This window comes from Planococcus lenghuensis (assembly GCF_001999905.1).
GTDB lineage: Bacteria > Bacillota > Bacilli > Bacillales_A > Planococcaceae > Indiicoccus > Indiicoccus lenghuensis.
This window is the reverse complement of record NZ_CP019640.1, coordinates 76,813-98,947: the sequence shown is the minus strand read 5'-3', so window position 1 is coordinate 98,947 and position 22,135 is coordinate 76,813. Positions and strand designations below refer to the sequence as shown.

The following is a 22,135-nucleotide window of genomic DNA, read 5'->3' as shown; positions in this document are numbered from 1 at the left end:
CAATTCAGCAGTCTGACTTATGAATAGTATCACTTGCCGAACAAAATAGCAAGTTAAAACTACACTTTTTTAACTTGACCGAAATCGAGTTCCATTTTCGTCTCACGGCCGAACATATCGATTGAAACTTTCACTTTCCCTTTCGATTCGTCCAGTTCCTCAACTTTACCCTGGAAATTTTCGAACGGGCCTTCAATGACTTCTACCGATTCGCCAATCACATAATCCGCTTCGACTTTCTTTTCTTTCATGCCCATCTGCCGGAGAATGAAGTCAACTTCTTCGTCAAGCAGCGGAGTCGGTTTTGCGCCGCCTCCCGATGAACCGATAAAACCGGTCACACCAGGTGTGTTTCGGACAACATACCAGGAATCATCTGTCATCACCAGCTCGACAAGCACATATCCAGGAAATGTTTTTCGCATAACTGTTCGTTTTTTGCCATTTTTAAAATCAGTTTCCTGCTCTTCCGGCACAATCACCCGGAAGATCTTATCCTGCATGCCCATTGTTTCGACACGCTTTTCTAAATTTGCTTTCACCTTGTTCTCGTAACCGGAATACGTATGAACCACATACCAATTTTTCTCCATCGGTGTTAGGACTTTACGTCCATCCCTCCTTTTTGCCAAATGAAAAAGCCCGTATGGTTTAGCATGACGGACTATTTTTTACGCGTTATTCATAATGCCGGTCATCAGATGCTCAAGAACCAGCGGAACAGTGATGAGATACCTGTGTCCACAATTGCAAAGAAGACGGCCATGAAGATTACTGTCGTCAGAACGATCACGGTATAGCGTGTAAGTTCCTTCCGTTTTGGCCAGCTTACTTTTCTCATTTCCGAAACTACGTTACTAAAGAAACCGCCAATATTACTCATTTCTGTACTAAACCTCCGAACTTCAAAACCGCTCGGCTACTGTGTAAAAACAGCTGCAGACGATTTTCCATCATTTCCTTTTATCAGCCAGTATGGACCTTTCAACAGACTAACACCTTGACAGTTGACTGTCAACTGCTGCTCAAGGTGTACTTGCATCCATCTGCAGGTGCCGCTCGAGCTTCCGTTTAACGCGCTGAAGGGCATTATCAATGGATTTTACATGTCGGTTCAGTTTCTCGGAAATTTCCTGATAGGTTTCTCCTTCGAGGTAAAGTGACAATACTTCCCTTTCAAGACCGCTTAGCACTTCCTCCATTTTCCCTTCCAGGTAGGAAAACTCTTCCCGGTTAATAATCAGTTCTTCGGGATCATCCAACACACCGCCAGCCAGCACATCCAGCAGTGTCCGGTCTGATTCTTCATCATAAATCGGCTTATCCAGTGAAATATAAGAATTCAGCGGAATATGCTTTTGCCGTGTCGCCGTCTTAATCGCGGTAATGATCTGCCGCACGATACACAATTCCGCAAAAGCCCGGAACGAAGATAGCTTATCCTCTCGGTAATCCCGAATTCCTTTATACAGGCCAATCATGCCCTCTTGGATAATATCCTCACGATCTGCTCCGATCAAAAAATAAGAGCGGGCTTTCATGCGGACGATCGTTCTAAATTTTGTAATAAGAAAATCCAATGCTTCTGTATCCCCGTTATGAACCAGGCTGACAAGTTCCTCATCTGTCAGATCCGCCAATATCCGCTGCTGAACTTGTTCCTGATTTCCCACAGGCTTTCCCCCCGGTTGAGCGAGCTCTTTGCACTAGTATACAGGATAGAAAAATTGAGCGTCAACTGCTCATCAGTTTCCCCGGCGCCATTTTTCAAAAATTTCAGCAATTTCTTCTGAAAGTTGAATTTTTGAAACGGTTTTACCTTCCTGGATCTCTTTCACTCGTTTGGAAATCAGCTGGTCGATTTCATTCATTTCGATTTCGAGTTCCCGGGCAGAAATCCGGAGAGCCCCCTGTGCAAAGATGACCCGCTGTTCTGTCCAGTCGGAGGTTGCTACGTAAATCTGATCCCGTCGGTTGTTCAGCGCAGACGCCAGCTTCTCAATACGCTCGTCCGCCGTCTCATTTTCCCGGGTGTAAATCACTTCCACGTTATGCTTCCTGTTTTTACTTTCGATGCCCGGCACCAGATGTGCGTCAAACACTACAATGACCCGCCAGCCCTTATAGCTTCTGTACTCTGCCATCCGATCAAGCAGCCGGTCCCGTGCATCTGCCAGCCGGTCATTTTTCAGCTTCTGCAATTCAGTCCAGGCACCGATGATGTTATAGCCGTCCACCAGCAGGATATCCATCGCTTACTCCAGCGGGTGACGCTTCCGGTAGACTTCATAAATCAAAAGGCTGGCTGCCACTGAAGCATTCAAAGAAGTGACATGGCCGGTCATCGGCAGTTTATAAAGGAAATCACATTTATCACGCAGCAAACGGCTCATTCCCTTCCCTTCACTGCCAATGATAATTGCCAGTGGGATTCCTGCATCCATCCTGCGGTAATCTGCCGCTCCTTTTGCATCAGTGCCAGCAATCCAGACACCGCGGGATTTTAATTCATCAACAGTCTGCGCCAGATTGCCGACACGCACAACCGGCACATGTTCAATAGCACCAGTTGATGATTTTGCAACGGTCGCTGTTAAATTCACCGACCGCCGTTTCGGAATAATAACACCATGCACACCGGCTGCATCTGATGTCCGGAGAATCGAGCCGAGGTTATGTGGATCTTCGAGTTCGTCCAGTATGAGAAAGAACGGATACTCCCCCTTCGCCTCTGCAGCACTGAATAAATCCTCCAATGCTGCATAACTATAAGCTGCAACAGAGGCAGCTATACCTTGATGCGTTTCGTCCGTCAGTGCATCCAATTTTTTCTTTGGGACAGTCTGTACGACAATCCCTTGTTCTTTCGCCAGTTTCAAAAGTTCTGTAAGTCCCTTTTTCTGCACACCTTCTGCGATCCAGATCTTATTCATTTCCCGGCTGGAGCGAAGGGCTTCCAGCACCGGATTTTTGCCGGCAATAATCTCAGATGGTGCTCCTGCTTCACTCATCATTTCACCCCTCTTCTCTCTTCTGCAACACGGATTGCTTCTGTCAGTATAACCTGCAGACGCTCATGCTCTTCCTTCAGGTACAACCATCCGATAACCGCTTCATACGCCGTACTGAAATTATATGTCTGAACATCCGTATTTTTGGGAACAGTACCTGATTTTGCATTGCGGCCCCGCCGCATGACAGCCAGCTCCGGCTCTGTCAAAAAGCCCTCATCCACCAGTCGTTTCAATACGGCAGCCTGCGATTTCGCTGAAACGAACGCCGTCGCTTCCCGGTGCAGGGCATTAGGCCGGATGCCGCCTGACCGGAGCAGGTGTTCACGTACTGCCTGCTCATACACTGCGTCACCCATATAGGCAAGTGCCAATGCATTCAGCTGATCAACGTCCCGTTTTCGTAATTCATTCACAGCTTCATCCCCGCTTCCAGCGCGTGCCTTGCGCTGTATCTTCCAATATAATATTTTTTTCCTTCAGCAGATCACGGATCTCATCCGCCCGCTGGAAATTACGGTTCTTGCGTGCATCCACGCGTTCTTCGAGAAGTGCCTCAATGTCCGAATCCAGCAACTCTTCTTCCTGTATGAAGGATAGGCCAAGGACATCTGCCAGTTCTTCAAAAGTACGGATGAAAATTTCCAGTACTTCTTGAGCCGTCTGTTCTTCTTTCAAGTACGTATTTGCCAGACGCGCCAGATCAAACAAGCTTGAAATTGCTTTTGCTGTATTAAAATCATCGTCCATGGCTTCGAGGTAATCCGCTTTCACCTTCTCAATACCATCCTGCCACTCTCTGTTTGTATTCCCTGTATCCGCCGATACACCGAGCCGGTACTGCAGATTAAAGTAAGCTGTCTCAATCCGCTCTAATGCTGCAGCGGCATCATCCACCAGTTCTTGTGAGAAATTAATAGGATGGCGGTAATGCACTGATAGCATGAAAAACCGTAGAATTTTTGGATCGAGTTGTTTGAGTATGTCGTGAACCAACACAAAATTGCCAAGGGACTTTGACATTTTTTCATTATCGATATTAATATAGCCATTATGCATCCAATAGCGGGCGAAAGTTTGCTCCGTCAGCGCTTCCGATTGGGCAATTTCATTCTCATGATGCGGAAATGTCAAATCCTGCCCTCCTGCATGGATATCGATTGTATCACCAAGATGAACACGCGCCATGACCGAGCATTCAATATGCCAGCCGGGCCGGCCTGCTCCCCACGGGCTATCCCAGTTGATTTCGCCAGGTTTCGCCGCTTTCCATAGAACAAAATCCAGCGCATCTTCTTTCTTATCGCCGGTTTCAACCCGCGCCCCAACTTTCAATTCATCAATCGACTGATGAGATAGTTTCCCGTATCCTTCAAACTTTCTCGTACGGTAATAGACATCACCGCCGGATTCGTAGGCGTATCCTTTGTCGATTAACACACCGATAAATTCGATAATTTCATCCATATGGTCAGTGACTCGGGGGTGTACATCCGCTTCAAGGCATCCGAGTGCTCCTGTATCCTCAAAATACGCATTGATAAATCGTTCGGCGATTTGGGGCACTTCCTCACCCAATTCTTGCGCTACGCGGATCAATTTATCGTCCACATCTGTGAAGTTGGAGATATACGTTACGTCATAGCCCCGGCATGCCAAGTAGCGGCGCACTGTATCATAGACAATTGCCGGCCGGGCGTTGCCGATATGGATGTAATTGTAGACAGTCGGTCCACAAACATACATTTTAACTTTCCCCTCTTCAAGCGGGATGAACGGCTCTTTCTGCCGGGTCAGTGAATTGAAAATCTGTATAGTCATGGTCGATCTCCTTCTTTAAATAAATTCATCTTTTTAATGCTGCAATTTCCCGCTGCAGGTCATGGATCTGCTTTTCAAGCAAATTGCATCTATCTTCCACCGGATCAGGCAGATTCTGATGATTTAAGTCCTTTTTGACTTTTACTCCGTTCTGGATCACAACTCTTCCCGGAATGCCGACGACCGTTGAATTTTCAGGTACGTTCTTCAGCACAACAGAACCGGCGCCGATTTTCGAGTTTTCACCGATCACAATCGAGCCGAGCACTTTTGCACCTGACGCCACAAGTACATTATCCTCAAGAGTCGGATGGCGTTTCCCTTTTTCTTTTCCGGTCCCGCCAAGTGTTACTCCCTGGAATAGTGTTACGTTATCGCCGATTTCACACGTCTCACCGATCACTACACCCATCCCGTGATCAATAAAGAACCGCCGGCCGATTTGTGCGCCGGGATGAATCTCAATGCCGGTGAAAAAACGGCTTAGCTGCGAAATGACACGTGCAATGAAATACATCTCTTTTTTGAAGAAGATATGTGCAAGCCGGTAAGCCCAAATAGCATGAAGACCGGAATAGGTCAGTACCACTTCGAGAATCGTGCGCGCTGCCGGATCCTGTTCAAACACTACTTCCACATCTTCCTTCAGCCGTGCCCACATTGCTTTTGCCCCTTTCCTGTAAAATAAAAAACGTCCCTGTCAACATGTGACAGAGACGCTGATTGCGCGGTTCCACTCTGAATTGGAAAGGCTATGTTTCCCTTTCCCGCTCAAGATGCCTGTAACGCAGGCTATGCGTCTGGTCTACTTAACTTCGACTCAGCACTCAGGGATGCAATTCTGCACATCAGAGGCCCGGATCACTTTCAGCCAGTGATGATCCTCTCTTTGGAGCTTAATGCACATACTTCTTCCCGTCAGCGTTTTACTGATTGTATCCTCATTGTACACGTTCCGTTTTAGAAGTCAACTTAGCGGGGCAGCAGTGCAGAGATGCGGGATATCGCCTTCTCTTTACCGAGCAGCGCAATAGCTGCCGGCAAATCCGGCCCATGCATCTGTCCAGTCGCTGCAACCCGAATCGGCATGAATAAGTTCTTGCCTTTATGACCGGTCTCTTTCTGTACCGCTTTAATGGCACCTTTCACATCCGACGGTTCAAATGTCTCCAGTGCTTCCAGCTGCTCTTTAAATGACTGCATCACTTCCGGTACCTGCTCACCATCAAGCACTTCCTGTGCAGCTGCATTGAATGCCAATTCATCCGTAAAGAACAGACCGGATAATTCAACAATCTCTGCTCCGTAACTTAACTGATCATGATACAGTGCGATCAGTTTTTCAGCCCACTCGCGCTGTTCTGCCGTGAGTGTTTCAGGCAGACGGTCCGCTTTCTGCAAATGCGGAAGTGCCAATTCCACCACTTTTTCAAGCGGCAGCTGCTTCATATACTGATTATTCATCCACATCAGTTTCTGCTTATCAAACATGGATGGTGACTTGGACAGCCGTTCCACACTGAACAATTCGATTAATTCTTCTTTCGAAAATACTTCTTCTTCCCCTTCCGGCGACCAGCCTAGAAGTGCAAAGAAATTAAACAAGGCTTCCGGGATGTAACCAAGTTCCCGGTACTGTGAAATGAACTGCAGAATCGATTCATCCCGTTTTGACAGCTTTTTACGATTCTCGTTGATGATCAATGTCATATGGCCATATCTCGGGTGGTCCCAACCAAATGCATCAAACACCATCATCTGCTTCGGTGTGTTTGATAAATGTTCTTCTCCCCGGAATACGTGGGAGATTTCCATCAAATGATCATCCACTGTAACAGCGAAATTATATGTCGGGATGCCATTTGCTTTTACGATTACCCAATCGCCGATATCTTTCGATTCAAAGCTGATTGGCCCACGAACGAGATCATCAAACGTATACGTGACATTATCCGGCACTTTCATGCGAAGTGTATACGGCATGCCCTCCGCTTCTTTTTCAGCCACTTCATCCGCTGTCAGGTGACGACATGAGCCGCCATACATCGGCGCTTTTCCGGCTTCTCGCTGTGCTTCCCGCTCTGCTTCCAGCTCTTCAGGTGTATGGAAACATTTATAGGCTAAGCCTTTCCCCAACATTTCCTGGGCATACTTTGTATACGTATCGAGCCGCTCCATCTGACGATAAGGTCCGTAGTCCCCACCAATATCGACAGATTCATCATATTCAATGCCCAGCCATTTCAGGTTATCAAGCTGAGACAATTCGCCGGTCTCAATATTGCGTCCGGTGTCTGTATCTTCAATTCGGACAATAAACTTCCCGTTGTTATGTCTTGCAAATAAGTAATTGAAAAGTGCTGTCCTTGCCCCGCCGATATGCAAATGGCCTGTCGGGCTGGGTGCATAGCGCACACGTACTTGTTTTGTCATCATCATTGCCTCCTGTAATCGCCTGTATCTCTTTGCTATTTTACCACGTGCCTTGTTTGCTTCAAACGCCTTGCTTCACAAGAAGAATGACCGCGAGCGCAGCAATCCCCTCCCCGCGTCCGGTAAACCCAAGGTGCTCGGAAGTCGTTGCTTTAATATTCACCTGGGATTTATCCGCTTCCAGCAACTCTGCAACTGAGTTGCGCATTTCTTCAATATAAGGAGCAAGCTTTGGTGCTTGTGCGATTACTGTACAATCCACATTGCCGAGTACAAAGCCCTGTTCCTTTACAATGCCCCATATGTGTTTGAGTAGTTTTCTGGAGTCTGCATCTTTGAATGCCGGGTCTGTATCGGGAAAATGCTTCCCTATATCCCCTCCTCCAATCGCACCTACTGCTGCATCTGTAATCGTATGTAATAGCACATCCGCATCCGAATGGCCGAGCAGTCCCTTATTATGAGGAATTTCAATTCCTCCTAAAATAAAGGGCCGGCCCTCCGTCAGCTGATGCACATCGTAACCCTGTCCAATCCGAATCATCAGTATTCCTCCTGCCGCCGTTGTTCAAGAATGGCTTTCCCGTAGATTAAATCATCCGGCGTTGTGATTTTAATGTTTTCATAACTGCTTTCAACAATCCGCACCGGATAGCCAAGCCGCTCAGTCAGCATGGATTCATCCGTCCCCAAAAATCCGTCTTCATTGGCAGAGCGGGTTGCTTCGAGCAGCAGTGAATACCGGAAAGCCTGTGGTGTCTGAATCATCCACAAGCTATCCCGGTCCACTGTTTCAGAGACCAAACCATTTTCCGCTTTCTTGATTGTATCTTTCACTTTGACTGCAGCGATAGCCGCTCCTTCTTGTGCAGCTGTTTCTGCAAGCCGTCTGATGGTGCCTTGTCTGATAAAAGGGCGCGCTGCATCATGAACGAGCACTACTTCACATGCCGGAATAGCTTCCAGGCAAGCACGCACACTATCCTGCCGTTCCTTGCCGCCGCCTGTAAGACCATAGACTTTTTTCAGTCCAAAGCGCTTAATCTCCTCTTCCATTATGCGCTGCTCTTCAGGCTTAACAGCAAGCCAAATGGATCTGCAGGCAGGATCCGCTTCAAACACTTCCAGTGTATGAATAAATACGGGCTTACCGCCCAATTCCAGGAGCAGCTTGTTTTTATTAGCTTTCATTCGTGTTCCGCTGCCTGCTGCCGGCAGTATGGCTGTATACATCATGCACCGTACACCTTTCATTAATTCGCTGTCTTGCGCTGGCCTTCCCGGGGTTTGCCAAAAATCATGCGCCCCGCAGATGTCTGCAGTACACTGGTCACCGTCACATGGATCGCTTGACCGATGAATGTTTTTCCATCTTCAATAACGATCATTGTGCCATCATCCAAATAACCGATTCCCTGATTCGGCTCTTTTCCATCCTTCACAACAGAAGTATACAAGTCTTCACCAGGAATGACGACCGGTTTGACTGCATTAGCTAAATCATTGATGTTTAACACCGGCACGTTATGAAGTTCACATACCTTATTCAAGTTAAAGTCATTTGTCACAACTTGGCCGCCCATCTTTTGCGCTGCACGCATGAGCTTCATGTCCACTTCCGGAACATCATCAAAATCCAGATCTGTAATGACGACTGAACCCGTCCGTTCATCCTGCAATCGTTTCAATACATCCAATCCACGGCGACCCCGTGTCCGCTTCAATGTATCAGAGGAATCAGCAATATGCTGCAATTCTGCCAGCACAAATTGTGGGACAATCAACTTTCCTTCCAGAAATCCGGTTGCAGAAATATCAGCAATCCGCCCATCGATAATTACACTTGTATCGAGCCATTTATGAGTCAACACATCAACCGGCTCATCTGATTCCTTCTTTTTCGTGTTCGTTGCTTTTGCAGACGTAAAAGCTCCGGCAATCTCTTCTTTCTTCTTAAAGCCCACTTGGAAACCAAGGTACCCGAGCACAACAGACAACACAATCGGCGCAGCTGTCTCGACAATGGGGATATCAATGGCACTTAGCGCAAAACCAATCAGAAAGGCAACAACCAATCCGATGATGAGTCCGACCGTGCCGAACAATAAATCACCGGTCGGCGCCCGTAAAAGCCAATCCTCCATCCACTTCATAAAATTTACCAAATAATCCACTAGCAGCAGTGACACCACAAAGAATACAAGTGCGCCGATGATGGCGGCGACGTACGGATTATTGACCCACGGATTGTCGAGTGCAGAAATGAGTTCAAAAGCATAAGGAAGAAATAGCACTCCGACAGCCGCTCCGATCAACAGAAACAACCCTTGGATAATTCGTCTGAGCAATGATTCCACCTCCTTTTTTTCGATTATACACGTTTTATACAATAAAGGCTTTTTCAGTTAGCTTGAAATCAAAAAAGGAGGCATATGCCTCCTTCGATTCATGAAAAAATTTCTCGCAACGCCTCACTGACATTTTCAACACCGATGATTTCAATGCCTTCCGGATAGTCCCAACCACCCAAGTTGGATGCCGGAATGATTGCCCGCTGGAAGCCGAGCTTTGCCGCTTCTTGCACGCGCTGCTCAATGCGGGATACTCGCCGAATCTCACCGGTCAGGCCGACTTCTCCAATAATGATATCGTGAACTCTCGATGGCTTATCGCGAAAGCTTGAGACAATGCTCGCAAGGACAGCCAGATCGATCGCCGGTTCATCCAGCTTCACACCACCGGCTACTTTAATATAAGCATCATGCGTCTGCAAAAGCATTCCTGCGCGCTTTTCAAGCACTGCCATCAAGAGTGAAATCCGGTTCTGGTCAAGCCCGGTCGCCATTCGCTTTGGATAATTAAAACTTGATTCTGTTACAAGTGCTTGAACTTCCACCAAAATCGGTCGCGTGCCTTCCATCGATGCAACAATTGTCGAACCGGATGCCCCGTCCGCTCGCTCTTGCAAGAATAATTCAGAGGGATTCAGCACTTCTTTCAACCCACCTTGAAGCATCTCAAAAATGGCGATCTCATTTGTTGATCCAAACCGGTTTTTTACGCTCCGGAGAATTCGGAACGTGTGATGCCGTTCTCCTTCAAAATACAAGACAGTATCCACCATATGCTCAAGGAGACGCGGACCTGCAATTTGTCCTTCTTTTGTAACATGCCCCACCAGAAAGATGGCAATATTCTTTGTTTTTGCAATGCGCATCAGTTCTGCTGTACATTCCCTCACCTGTGACACACTGCCAGGCGCAGATGTTACTTCAGGGTGGTGAACCGTTTGAATAGAATCGACGATTACAAATTTCGGATTGGTTTCTTCAATTGTACTGTGCAGTAGTTCTAGATTGGTCTCTGCATAGATGAATAGCTCAGGCGATGTAACATCAAGCCGCTCTGCCCGAAGTTTCGTCTGACGGATCGATTCTTCTCCAGAGATGTAGAGCACTCGCTCTCCCCGGTTAGCCAGCATGGCGGAAACCTGGAGCAGAAGTGTCGACTTTCCAATCCCCGGATCGCCGCCGATCAGAATAAGCGAGCCCGGAACAATTCCGCCGCCAAGTACCCGATTCAGTTCTTCGAGTTCTGTCTGAACACGCGGAGCTTCCTTGGTCTCCACAGCCACAATCGGCGTTGCTTTTTGTGCAGTTGCTGTATGCTGAAAAGCGCCGCGCGGTCCTTTTGCCTGTGTCACTTCGACTTCTTCCACCATCGTATTCCAGCTGCCGCAACCCGGGCAGCGACCCATCCATTTCGGGGATTCATAGCCGCATTCCTGACACATGAACTTTGTCTTTTTCTTTGCCATAGGTTCCTCCTTGAACTCTCACTTTCCTCTATACCTTATTATACCAAAGCGAACACAAGTTCTCTAGTTATTGAGACAAAAAAATCCGCCGGAGAACATCCGGCGGACTGGAGATTCAGTCTTATTTCTTTGTTGCAGCTTCTTCTGTTACAGCTTCATTCGTCTGAACCACGAATTCATTATCTTCCACATCAAATACAATATGGTGGCCTGTCAGTACATTGCCTTTCAGCAACTCTTCAGACAGCCGGTCTTCCACATGCTTCTGGAGTGCCCGACGAAGCGGACGTGCCCCGTAATCCGGATCATAACCTTCTTCAGCAATTTTGAGTTTCGCTGCATCTGTCAGTTCAAGATCAATATTCTGCTCTTTCAAACGTTTTGTCAGCTGATCAGCCATCAAGGTCACAATCTCTGCCAAATGATCTTTTTCAAGTGGATGGAAGACGATCGTTTCATCAATCCGGTTGAGGAACTCAGGACGGAATGCTTTTTTCAACTCTTCCATCATCCGATTCTTCATATCACGATACTCGGACTTGCTGTCACCGAGGTTAAATCCAACATGTTTATCGAACTTTATCGCCTGTGCACCAACGTTTGATGTCATGATGACAACCGTATTCCGGAAATCGACCCGGCGTCCTTTTGAATCTGTCAACCAACCGTCTTCAAGTACTTGGAGGAGCAGGTTGAAGACATCCGGGTGTGCTTTCTCAATTTCATCCAGCAGGATGACAGAGTAAGGCTTTCTGCGAACTTTTTCAGTCAGCTGGCCACCCTCTTCATACCCGACATAACCTGGAGGTGAACCGACAAGGCGGGAAGTCGAATGTTTTTCCATGTACTCGGACATGTCAATCCGGATCATCGCTTCTTCATCTCCGAACATAGACTCCGCAAGTGCGCGAGCCAGCTCTGTTTTACCGACACCGGTTGGGCCGAGGAAAATGAATGAACCGATCGGACGTTTCGGGTCTTTCAATCCGGCGCGCGCCCGGCGAACCGCTTTGGAAATCGCCTTAATTGCTTCTTCCTGCCCAATTACCCGGTTATGCAGGATATTTTCCAAATTCAGCAATTTATTTGATTCTGTCTGAGCAAGTCGTGAAACCGGAATACCTGTCCACATGGAGACGACAGTCGCCACATCTTCAACAGTTACTTCCGATTCTTCTTTGCCTTGTTTTTCTTTCCATTCTTTTTTCGTCTGCTCAAGCTCATCTTTCAGCTTCTGCTCCGAATCCCGGAGAGATGCTGCTTTTTCAAAAGCCTGACTTTGAACAGCAGCATTCTTTTCAGAGCGGACAGCTTCAAGGCGCTGTTCCAGCTCTTTCAAGTTTGGTGGTGCCGTGTACGAGCGCAGCCGCACTTTTGAGCCGGCTTCATCAATCAGATCAATTGCTTTATCCGGCAGAAAACGATCTGAGATATAGCGATCTGACATTTTCGCTGCAGCTTCCACTGCTTCATCCGTGATTTTCACACGATGATGGGCTTCATAACGGTCACGGAGACCTTTAATAATCTGGATAGACTCTTCAACAGTCGGCTCGTCCACCTGGATCGGCTGGAATCGGCGCTCGAGTGCTGCATCTTTCTCAATATACTTACGATATTCATCAAGTGTGGTTGCACCAATACATTGCAATTCACCACGGGCAAGGGATGGCTTCAAAATATTGGATGCATCAATTGCACCTTCAGCTCCGCCTGCACCAATTAGCGTATGAAGCTCATCGATGAAAAGAATAATATTGCCGGCTTGGCGAATCTCATCCATTACTTTCTTCAGACGGTCCTCAAACTCACCACGGTATTTCGTACCGGCAACTACTGTACCCATATCAAGTACCATGACTCGCTTGTCACGAAGTGTTTCAGGGATTTCATTGGTGACAATTTGCTGGGCAAGTCCTTCAGCTATCGCTGTTTTACCGACCCCCGGCTCCCCGATCAAGACAGGATTATTTTTTGTTCTGCGGCTAAGAACTTCCACTACCCGCGTGATTTCTTTGCTTCTGCCGATAACCGGGTCCAAGCTGCCTTCACGCGCAATCTGTGTCAAGTCACGGGCCAAGCCATCTAATGTCGGTGTGTTAGCTGATGCATTCGGATTGCTGCCGCCAGTTGATGGTGCCTGTTCGTTGCTTCCAAGGAGCTGCAGTACTTGCTGACGTGCCTTATTGAGGCTGACATCTGCATTAGCCAGTACACGAGCTGCAATACCTTCTCCTTCACGGATCAAGGCAAGGAGCAAGTGCTCTGTCCCAATATATGAATGACCCAGTTTACGGGATTCATCTACGGATAATTCAATTACTTTCTTAGCACGCGGTGTATAATGAACGATTGGGCCAACTTCTTGTTCTCCCACACCGATCAATTCCTTAATTCCATCTTCTATCAGCTTCGGATTTACGCCGATCGCTTCCAATGCTTTTGCTGCAATTCCGCCGCCTTCTCTGATCAGACCAAGCAGGATATGCTCTGTGCCGATCGCTTCATGCTTTAGGCGAATCGCTTCTTCTTGTGCAAGCTGAAGAACTTTTTGAGCTCGTTGTGTAAAACGGTTAAACATCATGCAAAATCCTCTCCTTTTTGTTGTTCCTCTTCACCGCGCAGCCGTTCACGGAACAAATCAGCTCTTGCTCGGTCCCGTTCATTTGGCTGCAGTGGTTTTTCTGCATATTGCTGCAGAAACGCTGGCTGCATAAAAATCATCAGTTCATTTAAAATAGACATATCAATATCTTTAATCAATTCTAAATCGATTCCAAGCCGGACATCTGATAAGCATCTTGCGGCCTCCTCTGTTGAAAGGAGACGTGCATGGGTCAAAATGCCGAATGATCGGTAAATTCTATCCTCAAGTGCAAACGGTGACTGTTCCATAATTGCACGGCGGGACCGTCTCTCCTGCTCAATCACTTGTAACGTCATGCTTTCTAAGTCTTCAAGAATTTCATACTCGGATTTTCCAAGGGTAACTTGATTAGAAATCTGATAGACATTTCCCAGTGCTTCACTGCCCTCGCCATAACTGCCGCGAACCACCATTCCTAATCGTGAAATAGCAGAAATAATCCGATCAATTTGCCGTGTCATTGTTAATGCAGGTAAATGCAGCATTACAGAAGCACGCATGCCTGTGCCCGTATTGGTTGGACAACTGGTCAAATACCCGAACTTTTCGTGAAATGCGTATGGTAGTTTGGTCTCTAACAATGAATCCAAGTCATTTGCTTTTTCATAAGCTTCCTGTAGCCGAAAGCCTGGCTGAAGACTTTGGATTCGCAAATGATCTTCCTCATTAACCATTACACTTAACTCTTCATTCTTAGACAACAGTACCGATCCGGGGCTTTCCCCTCGGGCCAGTAATGGACTAATTAAGTGTTTTTCAACAAGAATCTGACGTTTCAGATCTGGAGTCTCCCGAATGTCAATATGCGTAAATGAATTGCCAATTTCTTTCCCGGTGTTTTCCAGGACAGCTGATACAGTTTCATCAACTTTTTTGGCTTCCGCTTCTGAAAAAGCATAAGGAAAAAGATAATCAGTCAAGTTCCGAGCAAGTCGAATACGGGTACTCATAGCAATATCTGTATTTTCACCTTCATTTGACATCCAGCTTGTAACACTATTTTTTAAAAAATGATCAATTGCCATTCTTCTCACCTCCAGCATCCAATTGTGCATTCAATTCACGGATCTGGTCACGAAAAGCAGCAGCTTGCTCAAACTGCTCCTCAGCAATTGATGACTTCATCTTTCTTCTCAATTCATCTATCTGTTTCTTTACTTTTAATGTACGGCCAAATGATACTGGAACTTTTCCAGTATGTTCTGTATGCCCATTGTGCAGACGCCTAAACATCTCATCCAATTGTGGCGCAAATGCCTCGTAACACTCTGAACAGCCGAATTTACCTAACTTCATAAACTTTCCAAATGAAAAACCGCACTTTGAACAAACAGCTTGTTCGTTTGTTTTCCGGTTTCTGGTTGGATGCTGTTGCATTGGTAGCCAATTAGAAAGCAGTTCATGAATGCTAAAGGGATTCTGATCAAACAGATTATGGATATGATGATTCTCTGCTGCACAGACATGGCACAAGTGACGTTCTGTAACGTCTCCTTGCTGATTTTGCGTCACGGTTACCGTTGCAGGGCGCTCATGGCATTGATCGCAAATCATCTTATCACCTCTTCTTACCGTTGATCTTCTTCATACAAAATAGTAAATAGCATTGCAGCAAGGATTCGCGAACGAATTTCATCTCTTTTTGGCAGTGGCAGCAGCAGAGTTTGCCGGTCGATTGCACCAAGCATTAACTTGGCTTCCCGCTTCGATACTACACCTTCATCTAGCAACCGGAATATAATATCCTCTGCCATGTTTTGAGCTGCTCCGTTTTGAATCCTTTCTAAGATACTCTCAATTACACTTGCTTTTTCATGCAGGCGGATACGTTTGATTCGGATATATCCTCCGCCGCCTCTCTTACTCTCAACAACATAGCCACGGTCAGTAGTAAACCGTGTTTTAATCACATAATTAATTTGAGAAGGTACACATTGAAATTTTTCAGCAACTTCACTACGTTTGATTTCAACATGATCCATCTCACTTAATTCGATGATTTGCTTTAAATACCCTTCAATTACATCAGATATATTTCGCATAGGCCTCACCTCATTGAAATATACCAAAGTCATTTACTGACTTTGACTATATTTGACTTAATTATATATCGGCCCATTTAAATTATCAACTAGGATGCTCTATGAAGAGAAGGGAACAAGATGAATAAATTTAAGTATCACTGCTGATTCGATATACGTTTAATGAAATCTTTTATATGACTGTTTGCCGTTTTTGTCTTTTCTTCTTTATACATGGTTTGCCATTTACCGCTTTCCTGCCAAATTTCCACTATGTCCCCTTCAACTACTTCATGTGAAAATTCATCAACAGGAAAAGTAAAACGTTCATGTTTAGCTTGGATTGATTGAACAACTGTGACATCACCATCGATTTTTTCTACTTTATAAAGACCTGCTTTCATGTTTTCTCACCTCTTCTTTTGTTTTTCCCCTTTTAATAAGTCTTTCAACCCTTAGTACAGTATTTGAAGTGGAAAATAGAGAAAAAGGAAAAGGATAACTTTAGTATTCATGTTTGTGAGAGATCAATAGTGCATTCTTTTAAAATAGAATCAGTAAAGACATCGTCCAAATAACGACAAAAACAGCCTTGAAAGCAAATGCTTTCAAGACTGTTTTTTCTGGTGCCCAGCGACGTCCTACTCTCACAGGGGGAAGCCCCCAACTACCATCGGCGCAAGAGAGCTTAACTGCCGTGTTCGGGATGGGAACGGGTGTGGCCTCTCTGCCATCATCACTGGACTTATTTGGTTGAGTGCTTGTTCACTCAAAACTGGATAACCGACATTGAAATGCTGTGGTGTCTAGCTCGGTGGCCAGGCCCTCGGGTCGTAAGCCGTCCCATTCTGGAAATCAGGATTTCCGCCATGGGCCGTCTCTACGCCGGTCGGGCCTTGCGTGGCCACCTGCGCTTTTCTTTGGTTAAGTCCTCGATCGATTAGTATTCGTCAGCTCCACATGTCGCCATGCGTCCACCCCGAACCTATCCACCTCATCGTCTTTGAGGGATCTTACTTACGTAAACGTAATGGGAAATCTCATCTTGAGGGGGGCTTCATGCTTAGATGCTTTCAGCACTTATCCCGGCCACACATAGCTACCCAGCGATGCCTTTGGCAAGACAACTGGTACACCAGCGGTGTGTCCATCCCGGTCCTCTCGTACTAAGGACAGCGCCTCTCAAATTTCCTGCGCCCGCGACGGATAGGGACCGAACTGTCTCACGACGTTCTGAACCCAGCTCGCGTACCGCTTTAATGGGCGAACAGCCCAACCCTTGGGACCGACTACAGCCCCAGGATGCGATGAGCCGACATCGAGGTGCCAAACCTCCCCGTCGATGTGAACTCTTGGGGAGATAAGCCTGTTATCCCCGGGGTAGCTTTTATCCGTTGAGCGATGGCCCTTCCATGCGGAACCACCGGATCACTAAGCCCGTCTTTCGACCCTGCTCGACGTGTCTGTCTCGCAGTCAAGCTCCCTTCTGCCTTTGCACTCTGCGAATGATTTCCAACCATTCTGAGGGAACCGTTGGGCGCCTCCGTTACTCTTTAGGAGGCGACCGCCCCAGTCAAACTGCCTGCCTGCCACTGTCTCCCCGGCCGATAAGGCCGGCGGGTTAGAAGTCCAATACAGCCAGGGTAGTATCCCACCATTGCCTCTGCGTAAGCTGGCGCTCACGCTTCTTCGGCTCCTACCTATCCTGTACAGGCTGTATCCAACTTCAATAGCAGGCTGCAGTAAAGCTCCACGGGGTCTTTCCGTCCTGTCGCGGGTAACCTGCATCTTCACAGGTACTATAATTTCACCGAGTCTCTCGTTGAGACAGTGCCCAGATCGTTACGCCTTTCGTGCGGGTCGGAACTTACCCGACAAGGAATTTCGCTACCTTAGGACCGTTATAGTTACGGCCGCCGTTTACTGGGGCTTCGGTTCGCACCTTCGCTTGCGCTAAGCGCTCCCCTTAACCTTCCAGCACCGGGCAGGCGTCAGCCCCTATACGTCACCTTACGGTTTTGCAGAGACCTGTGTTTTTGCTAAACAGTCGCCTGGGCCTATTCACTGCGGCTCTCTCGGGCTGTTCACCCAAAAGAGCACCCCTTCTCCCGAAGTTACGGGGTCATTTTGCCGAGTTCCTTAACGAGAGTTCTCTCGCACACCTTAGGATTCTCTCCTCGCCTACCTGTGTCGGTTTGCGGTACGGGCACCTCCCGCCTCGCTAGAGGCTTTTCTTGGCAGTGTGAAATCAGGGACTCCGGGGATACTTCCCCTCGCCATCACAGCCTGGTGGTTGTGGGAACGGGATTTGCCTCGTTCCCCACCTCACTGCTTGGACGTGCGCAACCAACGGCACGCTCACCCTATCCTCCTGCGTCCCCCCATTGCTCAAATGGCGGGGAGGTGGTACAGGAATATCAACCTGTTGTCCATCGTCTACGCCGTTCGGCCTCGACTTAGGTCCCGACTAACCCTGAGCGGACGAGCCTTCCTCAGGAAACCTTAGGCATTCGGTGGAAGGGATTCTCACCCTTCTTTCGCTACTCATACCGGCATTCTCACTTCTAAGCACTCCACCGGTCCTTCCGGTCCGGCTTCAACGCGGCTTAGAACGCTCTCCTACCACTGTTCATACGAACAGTCCGCAGCTTCGGTAATCCGTTTAGCCCCGGTACATTTTCGGCGCAGTGTCACTCGACCAGTGAGCTATTACGCACTCTTTAAATGATGGCTGCTTCTAAGCCAACATCCTGGTTGTCTAAGCAACGCCACATCCTTTTCCACTTAACGGATATTTGGGGACCTTAGCTGGCGGTCTGGGCTGTTTCCCTCTTGACGACGGATCTTATCACTCGCCGTCTGACTCCCAAGCACAAGTCACTGGCATTCGGAGTTTGTCTGAACTCGGTAACCCGGGATGGGCCCCTCATCCAAACAGTGCTCTACCTCCAGGACTCTTTCGCTTGAGGCTAGCCCTAAAGCTATTTCGGAGAGAACCAGCTATCTCCAGGTTCGATTGGAATTTCTCCGCTACCCACACCTCATCCCCGCACTTTTCAACGTGCGTGGGTTCGGGCCTCCAGTGAGTGTTACCTCACCTTCACCCTGGACATGGGTAGATCACCTGGTTTCGGGTCTGCGACCCCTTACTCATTCGCCCTATTCAGACTCGCTTTCGCTGCGGCTCCGCCTTCTCGGCTTAACCTTGCAAGGAATCGCAACTCGCCGGTTCATTCTACAAAAGGCACGCCATCACCCATTAACGGGCTCTGACTACTTGTAGGCACACGGTTTCAGGATCTGTTTCACTCCCCTTCCGGGGTGCTTTTCACCTTTCCCTCACGGTACTGGTACACTATCGGTCACTAGGGAGTATTTAGCCTTGGGAGATGGTCCTCCCGGATTCCGACGGAATTCCACGTGTTCCGCCGTACTCAGGATCCACTCGGGAGAGAAGCACATTTCGCCTACGGGGCTGTTACCGCGTATCGCGGGCCGTTCCAGGCCGCTTCAGCTATGCGCTTCTTTTATCACTCCACTGTTGAGTGTCCTACAACCCCAAGAGGCAAGCCTCTTGGTTTGGGCTGTTCCCGTTTCGCTCGCCGCTACTTGGGGAATCGCATTTGCTTTCTCTTCCTCCGGGTACTTAGATGTTTCAGTTCCCCGGGTCTGCCTTCTCATGCGCTATGAATTCACGCATGGATCCCGCCCCATTACAGGCGGGGGGTTTCCCCATTCGGAAATCTCCGGATCGTCGCTTACGTACAGCTCCCCGAAGCATATCGGTGTTAGTGCCGTCCTTCTTCGGCTCCTAGTGCCAAGGCATCCACCGTGCGCCCTTTCTAACTTAACCTCAAATTAAAAAGAATCACGTGCATCACTCGCGTGATGCGGTGCTACTTTGGTTTGTTGCTTTCAATGTCGTGTTATCCAGTTTTCAAAGAACAAGTCGTGAAGATCCTGAGACCTTCAAAACTGAACGCAAAACGCTAAGCGGACCAAACGGTCCGTTCCGAACTGTCTTCCGACAGAAATCCTTAGAAAGGAGGTGATCCAGCCGCACCTTCCGATACGGCTACCTTGTTACGACTTCACCCCAATCATCTGTCCCACCTTCGGCGGCTGGCTCCCGTAAGGGTTACCCCACCGACTTCGGGTGTTACAAACTCTCGTGGTGTGACGGGCGGTGTGTACAAGGCCCGGGAACGTATTCACCGCGGCATGCTGATCCGCGATTACTAGCGATTCCGGCTTCATGCAGGCGAGTTGCAGCCTGCAATCCGAACTGAGAACGGTTTTCTGGGATTCGCTTGCCCTTGCGGGGTTGCTGCCCTTTGTACCGTCCATTGTAGCACGTGTGTAGCCCAGGTCATAAGGGGCATGATGATTTGACGTCATCCCCACCTTCCTCCGGTTTGTCACCGGCAGTCACCTTAGAGTGCCCAACTGAATGCTGGCAACTAAGATCAAGGGTTGCGCTCGTTGCGGGACTTAACCCAACATCTCACGACACGAGCTGACGACAACCATGCACCACCTGTCACCGCTGCCCCCGAAGGGGAAGCCCTGTCTCCAGGGCGGTCAGCGGGATGTCAAGACCTGGTAAGGTTCTTCGCGTTGCTTCGAATTAAACCACATGCTCCACCGCTTGTGCGGGCCCCCGTCAATTCCTTTGAGTTTCAGCCTTGCGGCCGTACTCCCCAGGCGGAGTGCTTAATGCGTTAGCTGCAGCACTAAGGGGCGGAAACCCCCTAACACTTAGCACTCATCGTTTACGGCGTGGACTACCAGGGTATCTAATCCTGTTTGCTCCCCACGCTTTCGCGCCTCAGCGTCAGTTACAGACCAGAAAGTCGCCTTCGCCACTGGTGTTCCTCCACATCTCTACGCATTTCACCGCTACACGTGGAATTCCACTTTCCTCTTCTGCACTCAAGTCCTCCAGTTTCCAATGACCCTCCACGGTTGAGCCGTGGGCTTTCACATCAGACTTAAAAGACCGCCTGCGCGCGCTTTACGCCCAATAATTCCGGACAACGCTTGCCACCTACGTATTACCGCGGCTGCTGGCACGTAGTTAGCCGTGGCTTTCTGGTAAGGTACCGTCAAGGTACCAGCAGTTAACTGGTACGTGTTCTTCCCTTACAACAGAGTTTTACGATCCGAAAACCTTCTTCACTCACGCGGCGTTGCTCCGTCAGACTTTCGTCCATTGCGGAAGATTCCCTACTGCTGCCTCCCGTAGGAGTCTGGGCCGTGTCTCAGTCCCAGTGTGGCCGATCACCCTCTCAGGTCGGCTACGCATCGTCGCCTTGGTGGGCCACTACCCCACCAACTAGCTAATGCGCCGCGGGCCCATCCTGCAGTGACAGCGAGATGCCGTCTTTCCGCGGAACCTCATGCGAGGTTCCGACCTATCCGGTATTAGCACCGGTTTCCCGGAGTTATCCCGATCTGCAGGGCAGGTTGCCCACGTGTTACTCACCCGTCCGCCGCTAACGAACCGGGAGCAAGCTCCCGATTCGTCCGCTCGACTTGCATGTATTAGGCACGCCGCCAGCGTTCGTCCTGAGCCAGGATCAAACTCTCCGATATGGAGTCTTGATTGACTCTTGCTGGCGCAGCGGCCATGGTCACGGAGGTGACGCATGACGCGCTGCTATTTGATTCACTTAAGAATCGTGTTTGTTTCTTAGCGTTTTGCTGTTCAGTTTTCAAGGTTCAGTTTACATTTTAATCATTTGAAGTCAACTTGTTTTAAGATAAGAGTTCTCGAATTAAAATTCATTATAGAATCTTAAGGTATTGTAAACTTCAAATAAGTGGTGGAGCCTAGCGGGATCGAACCGCTGACCTCCTGCGTGCAAGGCAGGCGCTCTCCCAGCTGAGCTAAGGCCCCATCATAAATGGTCGGGAAGACAGGATTCGAACCTGCGACCCCTTGGTCCCAAACCAAGTGCTCTACCAAGCTGAGCTACTTCCCGAAAAATAAAAATGGCGCGCCCGGCAGAAGTCGAATCCACAACCTTCTGATCCGTAGTCAGACGCTCTATCCAATTGAGCTACGGGCGCATAATTTACAAAAACACTCAAAGTATTTTCTTCTATTGGTGCCGAGGACCGGAATCGAACCGGTACGGTAGTCACCTACCGCAGGATTTTAAGTCCTGTGCGTCTGCCAGTTCCGCCACCCCGGCGAAAATTTGGAGCGGAAGACGGGGGTCGAACCCGCGACCTCCACCTTGGCAAGGTGGCGTTCTACCACTGAACTACTTCCGCTTAATTATGATGCGGGTGGAGGGAGTCGAACCCCCACGCCCGAAGGCGCTAGATCCTAAGTCTAGTGCGTCTGCCAGTTCCGCCACACCCGCATATTTAAATATAA

18 protein-coding genes, 6 tRNA genes, 3 rRNA genes and 1 other annotated feature are annotated in these 22,135 nt (G+C 48.4%); all 27 genes read right to left on the bottom strand.

All coding sequences use genetic code 11. From position 1 onward, the window contains the following. Nucleotides 1-59: 59 nt before the first annotated feature. The 27 genes from nusG to B0X71_RS00375 all read right to left on the bottom strand — a co-directional run bounded on the left by nusG (nucleotide 60) and on the right by B0X71_RS00375 (nucleotide 22,121). A complete protein-coding gene (nusG, locus tag B0X71_RS00505) occupies nucleotides 60-593 on the bottom strand; it encodes a transcription termination/antitermination protein NusG (RefSeq protein WP_077587625.1) in 534 nt (177 codons plus the stop codon). Between the two features lie 104 nt (nucleotides 594-697). Continuing rightward, nucleotides 698-883, bottom strand: a complete 186-nt coding sequence (secE, locus tag B0X71_RS00500; RefSeq protein ID WP_077587624.1) for a preprotein translocase subunit SecE — start codon at nucleotides 881-883, stop codon at nucleotides 698-700. Between the two features lie 142 nt (nucleotides 884-1,025). Then, entirely contained in the window at nucleotides 1,026-1,673 is a 648-nt protein-coding gene (gene sigH, locus B0X71_RS00495) for an RNA polymerase sporulation sigma factor SigH (RefSeq protein ID WP_077587623.1), read from the bottom strand. Nucleotides 1,674-1,745: 72 nt separating this feature from the next. Beyond that, on the bottom strand, nucleotides 1,746-2,252 hold the full coding sequence (locus B0X71_RS00490) for an NYN domain-containing protein (RefSeq protein WP_077587622.1): 507 nt from the start codon (nucleotides 2,250-2,252) through the stop codon (nucleotides 1,746-1,748). 3 nt (nucleotides 2,253-2,255) lie between these two features. Continuing rightward, complete coding sequence (gene rlmB, locus B0X71_RS00485) at nucleotides 2,256-3,011, bottom strand: 23S rRNA (guanosine(2251)-2'-O)-methyltransferase RlmB (protein WP_077590843.1); 756 nt, start codon at nucleotides 3,009-3,011, stop codon at nucleotides 2,256-2,258. Further along, nucleotides 3,011-3,427, bottom strand: coding sequence for a Mini-ribonuclease 3 (locus tag B0X71_RS00480; protein ID WP_077587621.1), 417 nt, complete (start codon nucleotides 3,425-3,427; stop codon nucleotides 3,011-3,013). The genes rlmB and B0X71_RS00480 overlap by 1 nt, the downstream gene beginning before the upstream one ends. 4 nt (nucleotides 3,428-3,431) lie before the next feature. Continuing rightward, nucleotides 3,432-4,832, bottom strand: a complete 1,401-nt coding sequence (gene cysS / locus B0X71_RS00475; protein WP_077587620.1) for a cysteine--tRNA ligase — start codon at nucleotides 4,830-4,832, stop codon at nucleotides 3,432-3,434. 25 nt (nucleotides 4,833-4,857) lie between these two features. Then, on the bottom strand, nucleotides 4,858-5,493 hold the full coding sequence (cysE, locus tag B0X71_RS00470; protein WP_077587619.1) for a serine O-acetyltransferase: 636 nt from the start codon (nucleotides 5,491-5,493) through the stop codon (nucleotides 4,858-4,860). Nucleotides 5,494-5,541: 48 nt separating this feature from the next. Then, nucleotides 5,542-5,763 (bottom strand) — a binding site (T-box leader). Between the two features lie 41 nt (nucleotides 5,764-5,804). Continuing rightward, complete coding sequence (gltX, locus tag B0X71_RS00465) at nucleotides 5,805-7,265, bottom strand: glutamate--tRNA ligase (RefSeq protein WP_232336746.1); 1,461 nt, start codon at nucleotides 7,263-7,265, stop codon at nucleotides 5,805-5,807. Between the two features lie 61 nt (nucleotides 7,266-7,326). Continuing rightward, nucleotides 7,327-7,809 carry a 2-C-methyl-D-erythritol 2,4-cyclodiphosphate synthase gene (gene ispF, locus B0X71_RS00460; protein ID WP_077587617.1) on the bottom strand — a complete coding sequence of 161 codons (483 nt, stop codon included), beginning with the start codon at nucleotides 7,807-7,809 and terminating at the stop codon, nucleotides 7,327-7,329. Then, nucleotides 7,809-8,501: a 2-C-methyl-D-erythritol 4-phosphate cytidylyltransferase gene (gene ispD / locus B0X71_RS00455; protein WP_077587616.1), complete on the bottom strand. Its 693-nt coding sequence runs from the start codon at nucleotides 8,499-8,501 to the stop codon at nucleotides 7,809-7,811. Before ispD ends, ispF begins: the two co-directional genes overlap by 1 nt. Nucleotides 8,502-8,518: 17 nt before the next feature. After that, a complete protein-coding gene (locus tag B0X71_RS00450) occupies nucleotides 8,519-9,613 on the bottom strand; it encodes a PIN/TRAM domain-containing protein (RefSeq protein ID WP_077587615.1) in 1,095 nt (364 codons plus the stop codon). Nucleotides 9,614-9,711: 98 nt separating this feature from the next. Beyond that, a complete protein-coding gene (gene radA / locus B0X71_RS00445) occupies nucleotides 9,712-11,082 on the bottom strand; it encodes a DNA repair protein RadA (protein ID WP_077587614.1) in 1,371 nt (456 codons plus the stop codon). 121 nt (nucleotides 11,083-11,203) lie between these two features. Further along, nucleotides 11,204-13,666 (bottom strand): ATP-dependent protease ATP-binding subunit ClpC, encoded by a 2,463-nt coding sequence (gene clpC / locus B0X71_RS00440; protein WP_077587613.1) that lies wholly within the window; start codon nucleotides 13,664-13,666, stop codon nucleotides 11,204-11,206. Beyond that, nucleotides 13,663-14,754 carry a protein-arginine kinase McsB gene (locus tag B0X71_RS00435; RefSeq protein WP_077587612.1) on the bottom strand — a complete coding sequence of 364 codons (1,092 nt, stop codon included), beginning with the start codon at nucleotides 14,752-14,754 and terminating at the stop codon, nucleotides 13,663-13,665. Before B0X71_RS00435 ends, clpC begins: the two co-directional genes overlap by 4 nt. Continuing rightward, nucleotides 14,744-15,283, bottom strand: coding sequence for a UvrB/UvrC motif-containing protein (locus B0X71_RS00430; RefSeq protein ID WP_077587611.1), 540 nt, complete (start codon nucleotides 15,281-15,283; stop codon nucleotides 14,744-14,746). Before B0X71_RS00430 ends, B0X71_RS00435 begins: the two co-directional genes overlap by 11 nt. Before the next feature lie 14 nt (nucleotides 15,284-15,297). Beyond that, complete coding sequence (locus B0X71_RS00425) at nucleotides 15,298-15,771, bottom strand: CtsR family transcriptional regulator (RefSeq protein ID WP_077587610.1); 474 nt, start codon at nucleotides 15,769-15,771, stop codon at nucleotides 15,298-15,300. 137 nt (nucleotides 15,772-15,908) lie between these two features. After that, the gene (locus B0X71_RS00420) at nucleotides 15,909-16,154 is read right to left on the bottom strand and encodes a hypothetical protein (protein ID WP_077587609.1); all 246 of its coding nucleotides are present in this window, start codon (nucleotides 16,152-16,154) and stop codon (nucleotides 15,909-15,911) included. A gap of 224 nt (nucleotides 16,155-16,378) precedes the next feature. Then, nucleotides 16,379-16,494 (bottom strand): 5S ribosomal RNA (gene rrf, locus B0X71_RS00415). 176 nt (nucleotides 16,495-16,670) lie between these two features. Further along, nucleotides 16,671-19,603: ribosomal RNA gene (locus B0X71_RS00410) — 23S ribosomal RNA — on the bottom strand. A 188-nt stretch (nucleotides 19,604-19,791) separates the two neighbouring features. Continuing rightward, nucleotides 19,792-21,345 (bottom strand): 16S ribosomal RNA (locus B0X71_RS00405). Together the 16S, 23S and 5S rRNA genes with 6 tRNA genes alongside form the textbook arrangement of a ribosomal RNA operon. A 228-nt stretch (nucleotides 21,346-21,573) precedes the next feature. Then, a tRNA-Ala gene (locus tag B0X71_RS00400) sits at nucleotides 21,574-21,649 on the bottom strand. Between the two features lie 8 nt (nucleotides 21,650-21,657). Further along, a tRNA-Pro gene (locus B0X71_RS00395) sits at nucleotides 21,658-21,734 on the bottom strand. 11 nt (nucleotides 21,735-21,745) lie between these two features. Next, a tRNA-Arg gene (locus tag B0X71_RS00390) sits at nucleotides 21,746-21,822 on the bottom strand. Nucleotides 21,823-21,858: 36 nt separating this feature from the next. Further along, nucleotides 21,859-21,947: transfer RNA gene (locus tag B0X71_RS00385), tRNA-Leu, on the bottom strand. Nucleotides 21,948-21,954: 7 nt separating this feature from the next. Next, nucleotides 21,955-22,029 (bottom strand) — tRNA-Gly (locus B0X71_RS00380). Between the two features lie 10 nt (nucleotides 22,030-22,039). Further along, nucleotides 22,040-22,121 (bottom strand) — tRNA-Leu (locus B0X71_RS00375). Between the last annotated feature and the right edge of the window lie 14 nt (nucleotides 22,122-22,135).

Excerpts from the sequence above, each read along its gene's own strand:
- nusG (WP_077587625.1), bottom strand. The coding sequence starts at position 593 with ATGGAGAAAAATTGGTATGTGGTTCATACGTATTCCGGTTACGAGAAC.
- secE (WP_077587624.1), bottom strand. The coding sequence starts at position 883 with ATGAGTAATATTGGCGGTTTCTTTAGTAACGTAGTTTCGGAAATGAGA.
- B0X71_RS00490 (WP_077587622.1), bottom strand. The coding sequence starts at position 2,252 with ATGGATATCCTGCTGGTGGACGGCTATAACATCATCGGTGCCTGGACT.
- rlmB (WP_077590843.1), bottom strand. The coding sequence starts at position 3,011 with ATGAGTGAAGCAGGAGCACCATCTGAGATTATTGCCGGCAAAAATCCG.
- cysS (WP_077587620.1), bottom strand. The coding sequence starts at position 4,832 with ATGACTATACAGATTTTCAATTCACTGACCCGGCAGAAAGAGCCGTTC.
- cysE (WP_077587619.1), bottom strand. The coding sequence starts at position 5,493 with ATGTGGGCACGGCTGAAGGAAGATGTGGAAGTAGTGTTTGAACAGGAT.
- gltX (WP_232336746.1), bottom strand. The coding sequence starts at position 7,265 with ATGACAAAACAAGTACGTGTGCGCTATGCACCCAGCCCGACAGGCCAT.
- ispF (WP_077587617.1), bottom strand. The coding sequence starts at position 7,809 with ATGATTCGGATTGGACAGGGTTACGATGTGCATCAGCTGACGGAGGGC.
- ispD (WP_077587616.1), bottom strand. The coding sequence starts at position 8,501 with ATGATGTATACAGCCATACTGCCGGCAGCAGGCAGCGGAACACGAATG.
- radA (WP_077587614.1), bottom strand. The coding sequence starts at position 11,082 with ATGGCAAAGAAAAAGACAAAGTTCATGTGTCAGGAATGCGGCTATGAA.
- clpC (WP_077587613.1), bottom strand. The coding sequence starts at position 13,666 with ATGATGTTTAACCGTTTTACACAACGAGCTCAAAAAGTTCTTCAGCTT.
- B0X71_RS00435 (WP_077587612.1), bottom strand. The coding sequence starts at position 14,754 with ATGGCAATTGATCATTTTTTAAAAAATAGTGTTACAAGCTGGATGTCA.
- B0X71_RS00430 (WP_077587611.1), bottom strand. The coding sequence starts at position 15,283 with ATGATTTGCGATCAATGCCATGAGCGCCCTGCAACGGTAACCGTGACG.
- B0X71_RS00425 (WP_077587610.1), bottom strand. The coding sequence starts at position 15,771 with ATGCGAAATATATCTGATGTAATTGAAGGGTATTTAAAGCAAATCATC.
- B0X71_RS00420 (WP_077587609.1), bottom strand. The coding sequence starts at position 16,154 with ATGAAAGCAGGTCTTTATAAAGTAGAAAAAATCGATGGTGATGTCACA.